At 70.0% G+C, this 17,577-nt stretch carries 13 protein-coding genes; 6 read left to right on the top strand and 7 right to left on the bottom strand.

The features are described 5' to 3' along the window. Positions 1-55: 55 nt before the first annotated feature. A complete protein-coding gene (locus L3Q67_RS03145) occupies positions 56-931 on the top strand; it encodes a LysR family transcriptional regulator (protein ID WP_499188099.1) in 876 nt (291 codons plus the stop codon). Between the two features lie 420 nt (positions 932-1,351). On the opposite strand, the gene L3Q67_RS03140 is transcribed toward L3Q67_RS03145, so the two are convergent. After that, positions 1,352-1,708 (bottom strand): STAS domain-containing protein, encoded by a 357-nt coding sequence (locus L3Q67_RS03140; RefSeq protein ID WP_499188098.1) that lies wholly within the window; start codon positions 1,706-1,708, stop codon positions 1,352-1,354. 42 nt (positions 1,709-1,750) lie between these two features. Then, positions 1,751-4,906, bottom strand: coding sequence for an AfsR/SARP family transcriptional regulator (locus L3Q67_RS03135; protein WP_499188097.1), 3,156 nt, complete (start codon positions 4,904-4,906; stop codon positions 1,751-1,753). 116 nt (positions 4,907-5,022) lie between these two features. On the opposite strand from L3Q67_RS03135, the gene L3Q67_RS03130 reads away from it, so the two are divergent. Next, positions 5,023-5,904, top strand: coding sequence for an NAD(P)-dependent oxidoreductase (locus tag L3Q67_RS03130; protein ID WP_499188096.1), 882 nt, complete (start codon positions 5,023-5,025; stop codon positions 5,902-5,904). Continuing rightward, complete coding sequence (locus L3Q67_RS03125) at positions 5,901-6,641, top strand: SDR family oxidoreductase (protein WP_499188095.1); 741 nt, start codon at positions 5,901-5,903, stop codon at positions 6,639-6,641. Before L3Q67_RS03130 ends, L3Q67_RS03125 begins: the two co-directional genes overlap by 4 nt. Before the next feature lie 86 nt (positions 6,642-6,727). Here L3Q67_RS03125 and L3Q67_RS03120 read toward each other — a convergent pair whose 3' ends face one another. Next, on the bottom strand, positions 6,728-7,516 hold the full coding sequence (locus tag L3Q67_RS03120; protein WP_499188094.1) for an SDR family NAD(P)-dependent oxidoreductase: 789 nt from the start codon (positions 7,514-7,516) through the stop codon (positions 6,728-6,730). 12 nt (positions 7,517-7,528) lie between these two features. Further along, positions 7,529-8,362, bottom strand: a complete 834-nt coding sequence (locus L3Q67_RS03115; RefSeq protein WP_499188093.1) for an aldo/keto reductase — start codon at positions 8,360-8,362, stop codon at positions 7,529-7,531. Between the two features lie 348 nt (positions 8,363-8,710). Between L3Q67_RS03115 and L3Q67_RS03110 the strand changes: the two genes are divergently transcribed. The 3 genes from L3Q67_RS03110 to ligD are packed head-to-tail and all read left to right on the top strand — an operon-like array spanning position 8,711 to position 11,285. Further along, positions 8,711-9,160, top strand: coding sequence for a MarR family winged helix-turn-helix transcriptional regulator (locus tag L3Q67_RS03110; RefSeq protein ID WP_499188092.1), 450 nt, complete (start codon positions 8,711-8,713; stop codon positions 9,158-9,160). Positions 9,161-9,195: 35 nt separating this feature from the next. After that, positions 9,196-10,284, top strand: coding sequence for an ATP-dependent DNA ligase (locus L3Q67_RS03105; protein ID WP_499188091.1), 1,089 nt, complete (start codon positions 9,196-9,198; stop codon positions 10,282-10,284). Next, positions 10,281-11,285, top strand: coding sequence for a DNA polymerase domain-containing protein (gene ligD, locus L3Q67_RS03100; protein ID WP_499188090.1), 1,005 nt, complete (start codon positions 10,281-10,283; stop codon positions 11,283-11,285). Before L3Q67_RS03105 ends, ligD begins: the two co-directional genes overlap by 4 nt. Positions 11,286-11,309: 24 nt before the next feature. On the opposite strand, the gene L3Q67_RS03095 is transcribed toward ligD, so the two are convergent. From L3Q67_RS03095 to L3Q67_RS03085, 3 genes are all read right to left on the bottom strand, one after another. Then, on the bottom strand, positions 11,310-13,511 hold the full coding sequence (locus L3Q67_RS03095) for an isoprenoid biosynthesis enzyme family protein (protein ID WP_499188089.1): 2,202 nt from the start codon (positions 13,509-13,511) through the stop codon (positions 11,310-11,312). 732 nt (positions 13,512-14,243) lie between these two features. After that, a complete protein-coding gene (locus tag L3Q67_RS03090; protein ID WP_499183566.1) occupies positions 14,244-15,539 on the bottom strand; it encodes an IS256 family transposase in 1,296 nt (431 codons plus the stop codon). Positions 15,540-15,867: 328 nt separating this feature from the next. Further along, the gene (locus L3Q67_RS03085; RefSeq protein ID WP_499188088.1) at positions 15,868-17,427 is read right to left on the bottom strand and encodes an efflux MFS transporter permease; all 1,560 of its coding nucleotides are present in this window, start codon (positions 17,425-17,427) and stop codon (positions 15,868-15,870) included. Positions 17,428-17,577: the final 150 nt, after the last annotated feature.

Below are 17,577 nucleotides of genomic sequence, written 5' to 3'. Positions count from 1 at the left end.
CCCTGTTGTTTAGACAAGCGAGTCATTCTTGGACATACCGCGTAGTATCACTTAAGTGTTGAACCTGGAACGCCTGCGCGTGCTGCGTGCGGTCTCGACGACCGGTTCGGTGAGCGGCGCGGCGGCACAACTGCACGTCACCACTTCGGCGGTTTCGCAGCAGCTGGCGCGGCTGGAACGCGAGGTGGGGCAGCCGCTCCTGGAGCGCAACGGCCGCGGCATCCGGCTCACCGACGCGGCCGCGCTGCTCGCCGCGCACGCGGACCGGTTGCTGGCACAGGTCGAACGGGTGGAGGCCGACCTCGCCCGGCACCGGGGCGCGGTCGCCGGGGCGTTGTCGATGGCGGCCTTCGCGACAGCCGCGCGGGGTCTGCTGCCCGGCGCGTTGCGAGCGCTGCGGGCGGACCACACGGGGTTGCGGGTCCGGTTGGACGAACGGGAGCCGCCGGAAGCCATCAGCGGATTGTGCCGGGGTGAGGTCGACGTGGCCGTGGTGCAGGACTGGCCCGAGTCGCCGCTGGAGCTACCGGAGGGGTTGTCGCGGGAGACCCTGCTCCACGATCCGCTCGACCTGGCGGTGCCCGTGGACCACGAGCCGCGGGCGGAACTGGCCGACGAGGAGTGGATCACCTGGACCAGCGGGCAGCTCTGCCACGACTGGCTCTCGCGCACGCTCGGCGAGCCGCGGATCGTGCACACCGCCTCGGAGCATTCGACGCAGCTCGCGCTGGTCGCCGCCGGTCTGGGCGTCGCCCTGCTGCCGCGACTCGGGCGGGACCACGTGCCGGACGGGGTGCGCGTGGTGCCCATCGACCCGGCACCCGCGCGCCAGGTGCACGCCCTGTGGCGAACCAGCGCGGCCCGGCGCCCGGCCATCCGAGCCGCCGTCATCGCCCTGCGCTCCGCCGCCGCCACCCACTCCACCCTCTAACCCCTCCGCGACCCCCACACCCCCGCAACCAAGTCCCACGTTCCCGCAGCCGAGCCTCACGTTCAGGCAGCCGAACCCCACGCTCCCGCGACCGAGTTCCACGTTGGCGCAGCCGAGCCCCACGTTCGGTCAGCCGAACCCCACACTCAGACAACCGAACCCCACGCTCCCGCAACCGAGTCCCGCATTCCCGCAGCCGAACCCCACGTCCAGACAGCCGAACCCCACACTCAGACAACCGAACCCCACGCTCCCGCAACCGAGTCCCGCATTCCCGCAGCCGAACCCCACGTCCAGACAGCCGAGCCCCACGTTCAGGCCAGCCAAGTCGGAAAGGCGAACGCTATGAGTGGGGCATTACTAGCGTTCAACGCAAGTAATGCCCCACTCATAGCATTTGGCCGAGGCTGAAGCGGTGGTTCAGGGGGCGAGGGCGGCGCGGGTGGTCGGGTAGAGCGGGAGGACGCGGTCCAGGCCGGTGATGGTGAGCGGCCGCAGCACGATCTCACTGACCGTGACCACGCGCAGGAGCTCCGGCAGCCGGCAGTTCGCCTCGATCAGCACCGAGATCCCCGCGCTCGCCAGGAACTGCACGGCGTCGAGGTTGACCACCAGCGCTGTCGGATCCTCCTTGACCGCGTAGGCGATCGCCTCTTCGAGCAGCGGCGCGGTGGTGGTGTCCAGCTCGCCGGTCACCGCCAGTTCCACCGCACCACCGTGCCACGCGACGGCGATGGTGATGTCCTGTTCCGCTGTTCGCATCCCGGACGTCAGCATTCAGCCATCCTGACATCCCCTCGGTGGCGGGCACCACCACTGTCACCCTTGAATGTCCACAAAGGAGGGTTCAGCGCGGCCGCGGTCGAACTCCTCGGCGAACCCGGCCTCGCCGAGCGCGGCTACCACGGTGGCGGTGACGCGGTCGACGTCGCCGCGTTCGGCCTCGGGCAGCGGGGTGCCGACGGAATCCCTGGTCGCGACCGCGGCACCGAGCAGGCGCGCGGCCAGCCGGTGGTCGCCGACGGCGGCGGTGGCGCCCGCGAGCCCCTCCATCGCCAGTGCGATCGAGCGCGGATCGCCGGTGGCGGACGCGGCGGCGAAGCCCTCCCGCTGGCGGGCCAGCGCGAGCGCGGTGTCCCCGCGCTGCTCGGCCGCGAACCCCAGCTCGGCCAGCAGCAACGCGGTGCCGAGGTCGCCGTCGACCTGGCGGCACCAGTCGAGCCACCGCTCCAGGTGGACCTCGGCCTGTGCGTACCGGCCCTGCCGCCGCGCGGAGAGCCCGAGCCCGATCTCGGCGAACTGCTCCCCGCGCTTGTGCGAGTGCTGCGCGGCCAGCTTCCGCGCGCGCTCGTGGTACTCGTCGGCCTTGGCGAACTCGCCCTTCAGCAACGCGATCCGCCCGATGCCGGACAGCGTGTACGACACCTCGTTCCACAACCCGAGCTCCTCGGCGAGCCGCAGGGCGTTGCGGTGCAGGCTCTCCGCGCGCTCGTAGTCGCCGGTGATCTCGGCCAGCGAGCTGAGCGTGTCGGTCGACTTGACCTCGCCCCACCGGTCGCCGACTTCGCGGAACAACTCGATGGCGCGTTCGCTGTCGCGCCTCGCCTGAACCAGGCCACCACGCGGGCGCGCCTGCATGGCCTGCAAGCCGAGTGCGGCCGCCTCACCCCAGCGATCGCCGAGCGCGCGGAACCCGGCGAGCGCGCGGTCCACCCGCGCGATCCCGAGTGAGAGGTCGCCCGCGCCGATCAGCGCGAAGCTCAGGAACCACTCCGCCCGCGCCCGGCCGAGCGGATCGTCGATGTCGTCGTAGAGCGCGAGCACCTTCTCAGCCCGCTCGTGCAGGCCGGGGCCCTCGCCGATGAGGCCCATCAACCCGGCTTGCCAGGCCATCGCCGCAGCCCACGCGGCGTCCGGGGCGTGCCCGTCGATGGCCAGCGCGGCGTTGACCGACCGGTGCCCCTCGCGCAGCCTGCCGCGCAGGAACCAGTACCAGCCCAGCGCGTTGACCAGGCGGATCGCCAGCTCGGCGTCCCCATCCAGCTCGGCGCCTTCGAGCGCGGCGCGGAAGTTGGCGCTCTCGGCATCCAGCCGGTCCAGCCAGGCCCGCTGCTCGGAACCGCACAACTGCGGCTCACCGCGTTCGGCCAATTCGAGGTAGTACCGGTTGTGCCGCCGCCGGACGCAAGCGAACTCACCGACCTCGTGCAGCCGCTCGACGCAGTACGCCGCGACGGATTCCAGCAGCCGGTACCGCGTGCGGCCGTGCGTTTCGGTCACCGCGACCAGCGACCGGTCCACCAGCCGCGCCAGCAGGTCCAGCACCTCGGCCGGTTTCACGCCCTCACCCGCGCACACCACCTCGGCGGCTTCGAGGTCGCAGCCTTCGACGTGCAGGGCCAGCCGCCGCAGCACGATTCGCTCGGCCTCGGTCAGCAGCTCCCAGCTCCAGCCGATCATCGCGCGCAACGTCTGCTGCCGGGCGGGCGCGCCGCGATGCCCGCTGGTCAGCACGCGGAACCGGTCGTCCAAGCGGGACAGCAGCTCGCCCGCCCCGAGCACCCGGATGCGGCTCGCGGCCAGTTCGAGCGCCAGCGGGATGCCGTCGAGCCTGCGGCAGATCTCCGCGACCGCGTCGGTGTTTTCGTCGGACAGCGCGAAACCCGGGGCGGCCGCGGCCGCGCGCGTGCTGAACAGCTCCACCGCGCTGGGCAGTTCCAGCGGGCGAACGCCGTAGACGACCTCGCCCGCCAGCCCGAGCGGCTCCTGGCTGGTGGTCAGCACGCGCAGGCCGGGGGAGGCCAGCAGGAGCGACTGCACCAGCTCGGCGACCGGCTCGACCAGGTGCTCGCAGTTGTCCAGCACCAGCAGCAGGTGCTGATCGCGCAGGGCTTCGGCCAGCTGGTCCGACGGCGTCGGCAGGGCGCCCGCCACCGCGTTCTCACGCAGGTTGAGCGTGCTCGCGGTGACCTCGGCGACCGAGCACGCCGCCTCCGGGGCGCCGTGCGTCCAGTGCCCGGCCAGCTCGACCAGCCACACGCCGTCGGGGAAATCGCCGGTGAGCCGGGACGCGGCCTCGATGGCCAGCCGCGTCTTGCCGACCCCGCCCGGACCGGCGAGCGTGACCAGCCGGTTCGCGCCGAGCAGGCGGCCGACCCCGGTGGCCTCGCCGTCGCGGCCGATCAGCTCGGTCAGCGGGGCTGGCAGGTTCGTGGTGCGCCGGGCCGACGGCGTGAGCGCGGGATCCTGCCGCAGCATCGACTGGTACAGCTCGGCCAGCTCGGGACTCGGATCAAGCCCGAGTTCATCGGCGAGCCGCTCGCGCAGCTCCGCGTACCCGGCGAGCGCTTCGCTCTGCCGTCCGGCGCGGTACAGGGCGAGCAGGTGGGCGCGGCGCAAACGTTCGCGCAACGGGTGCCGCGCGACCAGATCGGTCAGCTCGCCCACCAGTTCGCTGTGCTCACCCAGCTCCAGCCGGGCTTCGGCCTGCTCTTCGAGCGCCACCAGCCGCAGTTCGTCGAGCCGCTGGACCACCGGGGCGAGGAAGTCCGCATCGGGGAAGTCCGCGAAGGCGGCGCCTCGCCAGAGCGCGAGCGCTTCGCCGATCCGGGACGCCCTCGTGCGGGGATCACCGGCTTGCCGCGCCTGGTCCAGCAGGCTTTCGAAGCGCCCGGCGTCGACCTCGGGCGCGCGCAGCGTGTACCCGGACGGGCCGGAGACCACCAGTTCCCGGCCACCCGGCTCACCCTGCTCCAGCGCTCGCCGCAGTTGAGACACCTTGGTCTGCAGCGCGCCGATCGGATTGGCCGGCGGCTCGGTGCCCCAGAGGTCGTCGACCAGCCGGTCGGCCGAAACCGGGCGACCGCGGTGTGCCAGCAGGTCCGCGAGCAGGGCGCGGACCTTCGCCTCCGGGACCTTCACCGGCCGCTGATCCGCCGTCCACACCTCAAGCGGACCAAGCACCCCGAAACGCACGAAAGCCAGCGTAGCCGGAGGGACCGACAGCTTCCCGTGAGTGGATCCGAACCGGACCGAAAGCCGCCGCCCGCACGGTGGACCTCGTCAGGGGAGACCGAACGAGAGAAGGAACGATGACGGAGAACTTCACCACCCGCGCCACGGTCGCCGGGCTGGGCGACATGGGGCAGGCGCTGGTCGCGGCGTTGCTGCGGAACGGGTTCTCGACCACGGTGTGGAACCGCACGCCGGGCCGGGCCGGGGCGCTGACCGCGGCGGGGGCGCGGGAGGCGGCCGGACTGGCGGAAGCGTTCGAGGCGAGCCAGGTGGTGATCCTGTGCGTGATCGACAACGCGGCGGTCGACGAACTGCTGGAAGCGGCGGGTGACCGCCTGCGCGGGCGGACCCTGGTCAACCTGACCAACGGCACCCCGCGACAGGCCCGTGAACTGGGGGAACGCGTCACGGCGTTGGGTGCGGAGTACGTCGACGGCGGCATCATGGCGATCCCGCCGGGCATCGGCACCGAGCAGTCGTTCGTGCTGTACTCCGGTTCGGAGAGTGCCTTCAAGGCCAACCGCGACCTGTTCGAGGCGTTCGGCGGGGTGCAGTTCGTCGGCGAGGACACCGGGCTGGCGTCCCTGTACGACTTGGCTCTCTTGAGCGGCATGTACGGGCTGCACGCGGGTGTCATGCACGCCTACGCGCTCATCGGCTCGGAGGGGATTTCGGCGACCGACTTCTCCGCGTTGCTGGTGCCGTGGCTGCAGGCGATGTCCGGGTTCGTCACCGAGGCGGCGGACCGGATCGACCGCGACGAGTTCACCAAGGACGTCGTGTCGAACCTCGCCATGCAGACGAAGGCTTTCCCGAACCTGATCGAGGCCAGCAAGGAGCAGGGCGTGCGGCCCGACCTGATGGAGCCGGTGCTGCGGTTGTTCCAGGAGCGGGTGGCGCAGGGCCACGGCGACGAGGACGGGGTCGGTGTGGTGCGGCTCCTGCAGGAGCGCGCATGAGCCCGCGGGTGGTGGTCACCGGCGGGACGCACGGGATCGGCCTGGCGATCGCCCAAGGGGTCCTGGCGCGGGAAGGCCAGGTGCTGATCACCGGCCGGAACGAGCGCAAGGTCGAGGCGGCACGCGACGAGCTGGGTCCGCGGGCGTTCGTCCTGCGGTCGGACGCGGCGAGCATGGCCGACATCGACGCGCTGGGCGGCATCGTCGCCGACCGGCTCGGCTCGGTGGACGCGGTGTTCGTCAACGCCGGGGTGGCGATCAACCAGCCGTTCGCGGACGTGTCCGAAGCGACCTACGACCGGATCTTCGACGTCAACACCAAGGGCGCGTTCTTCACCGTGCAGCGGCTGCTGCCCTTGATGCGTGACGGCGGCTCGATCGTGTTCACCACCTCGGTGGCCGACGAGGGTGGTGCGGCCGGCATGGCCGCCTACTCGGGCTCGAAGGCGGCGCTGTGGTCGTTCGCGCAGGTGCTGGCCGCGGAACTGCTGCCGCGGGGGATCCGGGTGAACGCCGTGGCGCCGGGTTTCGTGGACACCCCGACCATGGGGCTGACCGACGCGACCGCGGAGGAACGGGCGGCGTTCTCGGAACTGGGCGACCTCGCCACGCCGATGAAGCGCCACGGCACCACGGACGAGGTGGCGGCCGCCGCCCTGTTCCTCGCCTTCGACGCCACCTTCACCACCGCCGTCAAACTCCCCGTCGACGGCGGCCTGGGCCGGCGGATCGCGTGACACCGCCGGGCTAGCCAGATGCTATGAGTGGGGCATTACTTGCAATGAACGCAAGTAATGCCCCACTCATAGCGTTCGGCGGGGGGTCAGGGGACGATGGAGTCGACGTAGCCGCCGTCGACGCGGACGGCGGCGCCGGTGGTCGCCGACGCCTGCGGCGAGCTCAGGTAGACCACCATGTTCGCGATCTCCTCCGGTTCGATCAGCCGCTGCAGCAGCGACTGCGGCCGGTGCAGCCGCATGAACTCCCGCTGCGCCTCCGCCCACGGCAGCGAGCGGTCCACCAGCTGGTACACGAAGTCCTCCACGCCACCGGTGTGCGTCGGCCCGGCGATCACCGAGTTGACGGTGACGCCCGTGCCCGCCGCCTCCTTCGCGAACCCGCGCGAGACCCCGAGCAGCGCGGTCTTCGAGACGCCGTAGTGGATCATCTCGGCCGGGATGACCAGTGCGGAGTCGCTCGCGATGTTCAGGATGCGGCCCCAGCCGCGGCCGGTCATGCCGGGCAGGTAGGTCCGGGTGAGCCGGACCGCGGTGAGCACGTTGACCTCGAAGTACCGGCGCCATTCGTCGTCGCTGATCTCCAGCGGGGCCTCGGCGCCGAAGATGCCGAGGTTGTTGACCAGGACGTCGACCTCGGGCAGCTGGGCGGCGAGGTCCGCGGCGCCCTGCTCGGACGCCACGTCGGCGACGGCCGCCACCGCTTCGCCGCCCGCGGCGCGCACCCGCGCCACCGCCTCGTCCACAGTGGACTGCTTGCGCCCGTTCACCGCCACCCGCGCGCCCGCGCGGGCCAGGCCGGTCGCGATCGCCAGGCCGATGCCCTGGCTGGACCCGGTGACCAGCGCGGTCTTGCCGCTCAGATCCAAGTGCATCCCCGACGCCCCTCAGGCCACGTTGAAGGTGTCGGGGTCCGGGCCGGTGCGCTCACCGCGGTCGAGCGACGCCAGCGCGGCCACATCTTCGTCGGCCAGCTCGAAGTCGAACAGCGCCGTGTTCTCACGGATGCGCGACGGGGTCACCGACTTGGGGATGACCACGTTGCCCAGCTGCACGTGCCAGCGCAGGACGACCTGCGCCGGGGTACGGCCGTGCTTCTCGGCCAGCTCGCGCACCACCGGGTCGGCGAGCAGGTCGCCGCCCTTGGCCAGCGGGCTCCACGCCTCGGTCACGATGCCGTGCTTCTCGTCGTACTCGCGGACCTCGGTCTGCTGGAGGTACGGGTGCACCTCGATCTGGTTCACCGCGGGCACCACCGAGCTGGTGCGCGCCAGCTCGTCCAGGTGCGACGGCTGGAAGTTCGACACGCCGATCGCGCGGATCCGGCCGTCGGTGTGCAGCTTCTCCAGCGCCCGCCAGGACTCGGCGTACAGGCCGCGTTCCGGCGTCGGCCAGTGGATCAGGTACAGGTCGAGGTAGTCGAGCCCGAGCAGTCCGACGCTGTTGTCGAAGGCCCGCAGCGTCTTGTCGTAGCCCTGATCGGAGTTCCACACCTTGGTGGTGATGAACAGGTCCTCGCGCGCCAGGCCGGAGTCGGCCAGTGCCTGCCCGACGCCGCGCTCGTTGCCGTACACGGTCGCGGTGTCGATGCTGCGGTACCCGGCTTCGAGGGCGGAGGTCACCGCGGCGGTGGTCTCCGCGTCGGGCACCTGGAACACCCCGTACCCCAGCTGCGGCATGACTACGCCGTTGTTCAGGGTGACGGTGGGAATGCCGGTCATGAAAACCTTTCCTCTCTCTGTTCTCTCCTCAATGGACGGTGACGCACCCGGGGGACCGCTGCCGGTCCAGCATCCCGGAGAACAGCGCCACCAGCAGCCCGGAGGCGGCTAGCAGGGCCCCGATCCATGCCGATCAACCCGATCCCGCCGAGTGCGCTGACCACCCAGAACGTGGAGCGCCAGCCGAGCGGACAGGGCGACGGGCAGGAAATCCGCTCCTTCACTCCGGCAGGTATCCTTGGGCGGAGCGGATACCAGCGTGAGCAATAGTTGCAGGCGCGGGTAATTGCCAACGATGGATACGCTAGCAGGCAACGATCGGCGATGCCGGGCGAGGAGTGGTGAACCGTGTCACTGCCGGACGACGCCGTGGAGGCACGCGCCCAGGGGTGGCGGACCCTGGCCGCCCTGCACGCCCGCATCGAAGACCAGCTCGAACGCGCGTTGCAGCGCGAGCACGAGCTGTCGGTCAGCGAGTACACCGTGCTCGACGTGCTGGCCCGGCAGGACGGCTTCCACCTGCGGATGACCCAGCTGGCCAACGCCGTGGTGCTGAGCCAGTCGGCGACCACCCGGCTGGTGAGCAGGCTGGAGGACCGCGGCCTGCTGCAGCGCTACCTGTGCCCGACCGACCGCCGCGGCATCTACACCGAGGTGACCGCGTCCGGTCAGGCGCTGCTCGCCGAGGCCCGCCCGACCCACGACCGGACGCTCTCGCGGGCGCTGGCCGAGGCCGGGGAACTGCCCGAGCTGGCGCCCCTGGTGGGAGCGCTTGCCCGGTTGGCTGACGTTTCGTGATCGCATAACCGCTGATCACGGCCTACGATCCGAGCGTGGAGCTCCCCGTGATGCCGCCGGTCAAGCCGATGCTGGCCAAGTCCGTCCGTGAGGTGCCGCGCGGCACCGGCGTGCTGTACGAGCCGAAGTGGGACGGCTTCCGCTGCATCGTCTTCCGCGACGGTGACGAGGTCGAGCTGGGCTCGCGCAACGACCGGCCGCTCACCCGGTACTTCCCCGAACTGGTCGATCTCCTGCGGGCCGCGTTGCCGCCGCGGTGCGTGGTGGACGGTGAGATCGTCGTGGTCACCGGCTCCGGCCTGGACTTCGACACCCTGCAGAACCGCCTGCACCCCGCCGCTTCCCGCGTGGAGAAGCTGGCCGTGGAGACGCCGGCCAGCTTCGTCGCCTTCGACCTGCTCGCGCTCGGCGATCGCGACCTGACCGAGGAGCCGTTCGCCGAACGCCGCCGCCTGCTGGCGAGCCTGCTCTCCGGCGCGCTGTCGCAGATCGTGCTCACGCCGGTCACCGACGATCCCGCGGTGGCCGAGGACTGGTTCACCCGGTTCGAGGGTGCCGGCTTCGACGGGGTGATGGCCAAACCGGGCGACCTCCCGTACGAGCAGGACAAGCGGGTGATGTTCAAGGTCAAGCACGAGCGCACGGCCGACTGCGTGGTGGCCGGGTTCCGCTGGCACAAGGACGGCGAGAGCGTCGGTTCGCTGCTGCTCGGGCTCTTCGACGACGACGGCAGGCTGCACCACGTCGGCGTGGCCAGCAGCTTCACCGCCGCCCGGCGCCGGGAGCTGGTCGACGAACTGGCGCCGTTGCGGGAGAACGCCCTGGCCGCGCACCCGTGGGCGGAATGGGCCGAGGCGCAGGCGCACCTGGGTGGCCGGATGCCGGGCGGCGTGAGCCGGTGGACCGGCAAGAAGGACCTTTCGTGGGAGCCGTTGCGGCCCGAATGGGTGGCCGAGGTGCGCTACGAGCACGTGATGGCCGGGCGGTTCCGGCACGGCGGCAGGCTGGTCCGCTTCCGGCCGGACCGCGAACCGTCGTCCTGCACCTACGCGCAGCTCGAAGAGGTCGCGCCGGCGGAACTGACGGCGTTGTTCGGGAAAGCCGCGTCCGGGACCGCCGGATGAGCGAGGCGGTGGTGTTCACCACGGACGGGGTCGACGTGGCGATCACCTCGCCGGACAAGGTGTTCTTCGCCGAGCGCGCCGAAACCAAGCTCGATCTGGCGCGGTACTACGAGGCCGTCGCCGGGCCGTTGCTGAACACCATCCAGGGGCGGCCGTTGCTGCTGGAACGGTATCCGGCGGGCGCGGGCGGCAAATCCTGGTTCCAGAAGCGCGTGCCCAAATCGGTGCCGCCGTGGCTGAGGACCACCGTGGTGTCCACGCCGAACGGGACCACGAGCGACGCGCTGGTCGCCGCCGACCTCGCGCACATCCTGTGGGCGGTCAACCTCGGCTGCCTCGGGTTCCACGTGTGGCCGTACCACGCGGACACCCCGGAGGTGACCGACGAACTGCGCATCGACCTGGACCCGTCGCCCGGGGTCGGATTCGCGCAACTGCGGGAGGCGGCCGGGCTGACCAGGGACCTGCTCGGCGAACTGGGCATCGAGGCGCACCTGAAGACCTCGGGCTCGCGCGGGCTGCACGTCTACGTCCGGCTGGAACCGCGGTGGGACGGCTACCAGGTGCGGGCCGGAGCCGTGGCCCTGGCGCGCGAGCTGGAGCGGCGGCACCCCGAGCTGATCACAGCGCAGTGGTGGAAGGAGGAACGCGGCTCTCGCGTGTTCGTCGACTTCAACCAGAACGCGCCGCACAAGACGGTGTTCGGGGCGTGGTGCGTGCGACCGCGTGCCGGCGCGCAGGTGTCCACGCCGATCCGCTGGGACGAACTCGGCACCGTCGAACCCGACGGGCTGACCCTCGCGACCGTGCCCGCGCTGGTCGCCGAGCGCGGTGACCCGTGGGCGGGCATGAACGACCGGCCGCAGTCACTGGAAACGCTGCTGGCGTGGTCGCGGCGGGACCTGGCCGGCGGCCTGATGGACGCGCCGTGGCCGCCGGTCTACCCCAAGCAGCCCGGCGAACCTCCCCGTGTGGCCCCGAGCCGCGCCAAGCGCCCCTGATCACCTGGCGCGGCCCGGGCGTCCTCACCTGACCGCCAGCACGTCCTGGATCCGCGCGGCGGAGGTCCCGATACCGGTGGGCCGGAAGGTGAAGTCGGCCTTCGGCACCATGTCCTGCTGGATCTGCCGGAGTTCCGGCTCGGTGTAGCGCACGCACTTGCGGTGCCACTCGAGGATGCCGGACATCCAGTCCTTGAGGTGCTCGGCGTGCGCGCTCAGCACACGCCGCACCTCCTCGGACAGGTCCAGCTCGTGGTACATCACCTCCAGCTCGTCCGCGACGATGTGCTGGAACTCGTCCATGCGTGCCTTCATCAGGTCCGCGACCACTTCGGCGGCCTTGAACCTGTCCACGCCGAGGAAGTTCTCCACCACGAGCACGAGGTTGTGCACCTCGCCCTCGAACTCGACCTCCTTCTGGTACGAGTACAGGTCGTTGGCGAAACAGGCGTAGTCCTGGGCGGCGGTCTCCAGCTCGTGCATGGTGCGGTGCTGGTGGACCTCGGGCGGCACCTCGACGGAATGGGACAGCTTCGCCAGGCTCATCGTCATGTCCGAACCGAAGGTCTTGCGCCGCATCTCCACGTAGTCGATCGGGTCGGGGATGCGGTTCTGCGCCTGGTTGTCCACCTCCCACACCCAGCTCGCGGTCATGTCCTCGACGGCCTGGCGGAACTGCCGCCGGTGCCCGTCCGACATCGGGCCCGCGGTGCGCTGCCAGAGGTCGGCCAGGCCGCGCTCGACCGGGTTCTCCGGCGCCGGGGTCGGCTGGCCCGGCTCGGGCATGAACAGCGAGAGCCGCGCGTTGCAGGCGCGCGCGGCGACCGGGTCGCGGCGGGTACCGAAGAGCAGCGGGAAGTAGTCGTCGCCGTAGGTGCCCCAGGCGAGCCAGTCCGAGGACAGGTCGAGCTGGGCTGGCTTGGCGTCGGGGTGGATCATCGCGGCGCAGTGCGGGAGGTCGATGCCGCGCAGCCGCCGCTCGTCCCACACCCGGATCGGGTTCGCGTCGAGCATGCCCATCTCCCTGGCCCACGCGACGGTGTGCTCGCGGGAGGCGGGCAGGTTCGGGCTGGTGTGGATGGGGAAGGGCATGTGGATCTCGGGCAGCGGCAGCGGGCCGACCGGCTGGTGCGGCTGGTTCGAGTGCTGGCGGACCCAGGTGCGCGCGCCGGGTTCGAAGACGAGCTTGCTGGCCGAGGTGCCCAGGCCGGTCGGCCCGGCGAGCGGGTCACCGGCGGCGCCCTCGTTCATGTAACGGCTGGAGCGCGCGTGCCACTCGTGCCCGCCGGACTGCCAGTCCTGCAAGCCCTTGATGTAGGCGCCGACGGCGAGCGCTTCGTGCGGCGGGGTTCCGTTGGCGGCGAGGAGGTCGGGGATCTCGGTGAGGGCGGTGTTCTCGAACTGCTGGAGGCGCGAGGTGAGCAGTTCGTTGACCAGTTCCGCGGCTTCCTGGGTGGTGCAGCCGAAGAACTTCTCGAAGACCAGGACGGCGTTGGAGTTCTCGCCTTCTTCCTGGACTTCGCGCTGGTAGGAGAACAGGTCGTTGCGCAGGTGGACGGCGTCGGAGAAGGTGTCGCGCAGGACCTCCAGCGGTCGCGTGGAGGCGAGCGCTTCCGGCACCTCGGCGGCCACGCACTCGACCAGGTTCGCCGACCACGGCGCCCCGCCCACCCGGCGGCGCATCTGCACGTACTCGATCGGGTTCGCGATCCGGCCGCGGTTGATGTTGTCGAGTTCCCACATGGACTCGACCATGAGGTTGTGCGTGCTGGTGACGAACCGGCGGCGCCAGTCCTCGGACATGGCGGGGACGGTGCGGGCCCAGAGGTCCTTGAGCCCGGCCTCGGCGGGATTCGTCGGCTCGGGCGGGTTGTCGGTCATGAACAGTTCGAGGTGGTCCAGGTAGGCCTTGGCGCCGGTGAGGTCGCGGGAGTACTTGAACTCTTCGAGGAAGTGGTCGTCGAAGAAGAAGACCCAGACGTACCAGTCGGTGATGAGGTCGAGGGCGGTGCCGTCGCAGTCGGGGTGGGTGTAGGCGCACATGAGCGCGTAATCCATCTTGGCGAGCGCGGGTTCGTCCCAAACCAGGCCGCCGCCGGGGGTGAGGGAGTCGAGCATGCCCATGTCGCGGGCCCACTGCATGCTGTGCGCGCGGGTGCGCTCGAGGTGGGGGTTCATCCTGGCCGGGTAGGGCATGTAGAACTCGGGCAGGGTGAATGCCTGCATTCGTGATACCCGCTCTCTGTGGCTTCGGCGCTTCCGGTGAAAACGCTGGCACCTGGGGGCGGGGCGGGGCAACGGCCAGGAGAGCGACACCCGCTTCCCCAACGAGTGAATTCGGCTGCTGCTGAGCGTGGGGGCTCGGTTTTCGGGTGGGTGGAATGCTGCCTTCGTGGCTGGTCGGGTGCCCCGGTTGGTGGGTTTTCGGGTCGTCGGGGTGGGCTGTGGATGGGCTGTGGGTGGGGGTGTCCATTCCGGTTTTTCAGTGTGACTACGGCGGGGATTGGTTTGTCAAGGCGGGAAAGCGTGCCTTGACAAACCAATCCCCGCCGTGTTTCTGGCTTTGGACCGGGATGGGGAGGATCTGCACGGACACCCCCCGGCCCGTTGCCGTCTCACCTTTTGTCTGGCTTCGTGGTTCCTCTCTCCGGTTTCGCCCGACTTCTCTCATGCCCGCTTTCACTGACCCCGTCCTCACCACCCGGCGCAGCTCCCGCCCCCGCAGGCTCCACCCCGCCCAAGCGCGGAACCCGACTCCCGAACGTCGAACTCACCCACCCACGCGCCCAGCCCGCCCACCCGAATGCGCCTGAGTGTGGAACTCGCCCGCCCGAATGCAGGATTCGCCCGCCTGAACGTGGAACTCACATGCCTGAACGTGGAACTCACGTGCCCGAATGTGGGGTTCGCCCGCCTGAATGGGGTCTATCCCGTGATCGGTGTTTCCGGCGTTGTTGATCAGTAGGTTTCGGCGGCCGGCCAGCGGTCACCGAAGGTGATGGCGAAGGCGTTGAGCACGGGTGTCCAGCGCATCGTCCATCGGGTGCGGCCTGTCCCGGTCGGGTCCAGGCTGCGGGTCACAAGGTACAGGCACTTCATCGCCGCTTGCTCGGTCGGGAAATGCCCGCGTGCGCGGATCGCCCGCCGATAGCGGGCATTGAGCGACTCGATCGCGTTCGTGGAACAGATCATGCGCCGGATCTCGACGTCGTAGTCGAGGAACGGAATGAACTCGTCCCAGGCGTTGCGCCAGAGCCGGATCATCGCCGCGTATTTTCTTCCCCAGGTTTCGTCGAGATCGTTCAGCGCGGCGAGCGCGGCGGCGGGATTAGGCGCGGTGTAGATGGGTTTGATCTCTCGTTTGACCGCGTCCCAGTCTTTGCGGGACACCAGCCGGAATGTGTTCCGGATCAGGTGAACAATGCAGGTTTGCACGACAGCCTGCGGCCACACATTCGCCACCACTTCGGGCAGGCCTTTCAGTCCGTCGCAGACGAGGAAGAACACGTCACCGATGCCACGGTTCTTCAGGTCGATCAGCACGCTCATCCAGAACTTCGCGCCCTCACCACCAGTGCCCATCCACAGACCCAGGACGTCCTTGCGCCCGTCCACCGTGACCCCGATAGCCGCGTAGACCGGACGGTTGGCGACCTGGCCGTCGCGGACCTTGACATGGATCGCGTCGATGAACACCGCCGCATACACCGCATCGAGGGGCCGGTTGGCCCACTCGTTCATCTCCGCCACGACCTTGTCGGTAATCCGCGACACCGTCTCCTTCGACACCGAGGCACCATAGATCTCGGCGAAATGCGCTGAGATCTCACCCGTGGTCATGCCTTTCGCATACAGCGACAACACGATCTCGTCCACATCCGTGAGCCGTCGCTGCCGCTTCTTCACGATCTGTGGCTCGAACGTGCCTTCCCGATCTCGGGGAACCTCGATGCCGACCTCGCCGGCGGCATCGGAGATCACCGTCTTCGGCCGTGCCCCATTCCGCACGTTCGTCGAGGCCCGGTCCGCCTCGGCACGATTCTTCTCGTGCCCGAGATGCTCGGTCATCTCCTCGTTGAGCGCGGTCTCCAGCACATTCTTGGTGAACAGCTTCAGCAAGCCGTCCGGGCCGGTCAGCGCCAGCCCCCGGGCCTTGGCCTCGGCCACCATCGCCGCCGCAGCGGCCTGCTCCGGCGACAGCTCCCGCGCCGGCTTGCCCTCACGCTTACGTGGACTCACAACCTCAGATGTCATCACTCACAGTGCCCATCCCGCCGGACCTCAGCCCGGCGTGTCGGGCCGGAAACACCGATCTTGGAACAGTCCCAACGTGGGACTCGGCTTTCTGAGTGTGGGACTCGGCTGTCTGAGTGTGGGGGTGGCGGGAGGGTTTCGGTTGGTGAGTTCTGCGTTCAGGTGGCCGAGTTCCACGTTCAGGTGGCCGAGTTCCACGTTCAGGAAGGTGAGTCCTGCATTCAGGGAGGTGAGTTCTGCGTTCGGGTGGGTGGGTTTGCGGGGGTGTGAGGGGAAAGGGAAAGTGCGGCGCCGGGGGCGCCGCACTTGGGTGGAGTGAGGGGGAGGGTTAGTGGGTGAGGATGGGTGGGGCGGGGTGGGGGGCGTCGGTGTCGGTGGTGGCGTCGGGGGTGGGTGGGGTGGGGGGTTTGCGCGGGAGGAACAGGGCCGGGACGAAGCACAGGGCGATCAGGACGCCGGCCCAGATGAACGTGGAGGCGAACGAGTCGGCGGCCAGGACGGCGGCCTGGTCGTGGGTGGCCGGGTTCATCAGTGCGGCGGTGGCGGCCAGCTGGCCTTCGCTGGTCGGCACGCCGAACTTGCCGGCGAGCAGGCCCGCCAGGATGATCGACATCACCGCGGAGCCGATGGCGCCGGCGGTCTGCTGCACGATGTTCGCCGCCGAGGAGGCGCGCGCGATCTTCTTCGGCGTCAGCGTCTGCAGCGCGGCGGTCATGATCGGCATCATCGTGCACCCCATGCCCATCCCCATCACGAACAGCGCCGAGAGCAGCTGCCAGTACGGGGTGTCCGCGCCGACGATGGTGAACATGACCATGCTGCCCACGATCAGCACCATTCCGGGCAGCACCACCTTGCCCGGCCCGATCTTGTCCGCCAGCCTGCCCGCGACCGGCATGGTGAGCATCGCGCCGATGCCCTGCGGCGCCAGCAGCAACCCGGCCTGCAGCGCGGACTCCCCGCGCACCAGCACGAAGTACGTCGGGAACAACAGCATGGCGCCGAAGAAGGCGATGCAGAAGAACGTGTTGGTGATCATCGCGACGGTGAACGTGCGGTTGCGGAACAACGTCAGGTCCACCAGCGGGTTCGGCACGCGCAGCGCACGCACGATGAACCCGGCGATCAGCGCGATCCCGGCCAGGCCGGGCAGCCACACGCTGACCTCGGTGACCCCGCCCGCCGACGGGATGTCCGACACGCCGTAGATCAGCGCCGCCAGCCCGGGCGAGAGCATCAGCATGCCGGCGAAGTCGAACTTCTCCGCGGGCTCCGGCTTGTCCGAGGGCAGCAGCCGCCACGCCAGCAGCAGGGCGACGATGCCGATCGGCACGTTGATGTAGAAGATCCAGCGCCAGCTGACCGAGTCGACCAGCCAGCCGCCCAGGATCGGGCCGCCGATCGGGCCGAGCAGCATCGGCACGCCGAGCACCGCCATCACCCGGCCGACCCGGTGCGGGCCCGCGGTCCTGGTCAGGATCGTCATGCCCGCCGGCATCAGCATGCCGCCGCCGAGGCCCTGGACCACCCGGAAGGCGATCAGCGACTCGATGTTCCAGGCCAGCCCGGCGAGCATCGAGCCGAACAGGAACAGGGTGATCGCCACCAGGTAGAGGCGCTTGGTGCCGAACCGGTCCGAGGCCCAGCCGGTGACCGGGATGACCGTGGCCAGCGCCAGCATGTAGCCGGTGGCGATCCACTGGATGGTGGCCAGCGAGGTCTTGAACTCCAGCGTCAGCGCCTGCAGGGCGACGTTGACCACCGTGGTGTCCAGGATCGCCATGATCGAGCCGAGCACCACCACGGCGGCGATCTTGAGCACGGCGCTGTCGAGTTTGTCGGTCTGGGGCACCGGAGCCGCCGGTGGGCCCTGGTCTGTGGTCGTCATCGGAGTCCGTTCGGGCGTGGTCGGGTGATCGAGCGCTGCTACGTCGCGCGATCGAAAGCCGGGAATCCCCGCCGCTGGCCCCCACGACGCCCGGGCGGAAGAAGCCCGGACTGACTCACGGTCGGTGATTACGGTCGCCGATGCTAGGGG

The sequence above is a fragment of the Saccharothrix sp. AJ9571 genome, assembly GCF_021725495.1.
GTDB classification, from domain to species: Bacteria; Actinomycetota; Actinomycetes; order Mycobacteriales; family Pseudonocardiaceae; genus Amycolatopsis; species Amycolatopsis magusensis.
Note: the sequence above shows the minus strand (reverse complement) of the source record. Positions and strands in the feature narration are given on the sequence as shown.

Bases quoted from the DNA above. Each gene is read 5' to 3' on its own strand.
- L3Q67_RS03140 (WP_499188098.1), bottom strand. From the start codon at position 1,708: ATGCTGACGTCCGGGATGCGAACAGCGGAACAGGACATCACCATCGCC.
- L3Q67_RS03130 (WP_499188096.1), top strand. From the start codon at position 5,023: ATGACGGAGAACTTCACCACCCGCGCCACGGTCGCCGGGCTGGGCGAC.
- L3Q67_RS03125 (WP_499188095.1), top strand. From the start codon at position 5,901: ATGAGCCCGCGGGTGGTGGTCACCGGCGGGACGCACGGGATCGGCCTG.
- L3Q67_RS03120 (WP_499188094.1), bottom strand. From the start codon at position 7,516: ATGCACTTGGATCTGAGCGGCAAGACCGCGCTGGTCACCGGGTCCAGC.
- L3Q67_RS03115 (WP_499188093.1), bottom strand. From the start codon at position 8,362: ATGACCGGCATTCCCACCGTCACCCTGAACAACGGCGTAGTCATGCCG.
- ligD (WP_499188090.1), top strand. From the start codon at position 10,281: ATGAGCGAGGCGGTGGTGTTCACCACGGACGGGGTCGACGTGGCGATC.
- L3Q67_RS03095 (WP_499188089.1), bottom strand. From the start codon at position 13,511: ATGCAGGCATTCACCCTGCCCGAGTTCTACATGCCCTACCCGGCCAGG.
- L3Q67_RS03090 (WP_499183566.1), bottom strand. From the start codon at position 15,539: ATGACATCTGAGGTTGTGAGTCCACGTAAGCGTGAGGGCAAGCCGGCG.
- L3Q67_RS03085 (WP_499188088.1), bottom strand. From the start codon at position 17,427: ATGACGACCACAGACCAGGGCCCACCGGCGGCTCCGGTGCCCCAGACC.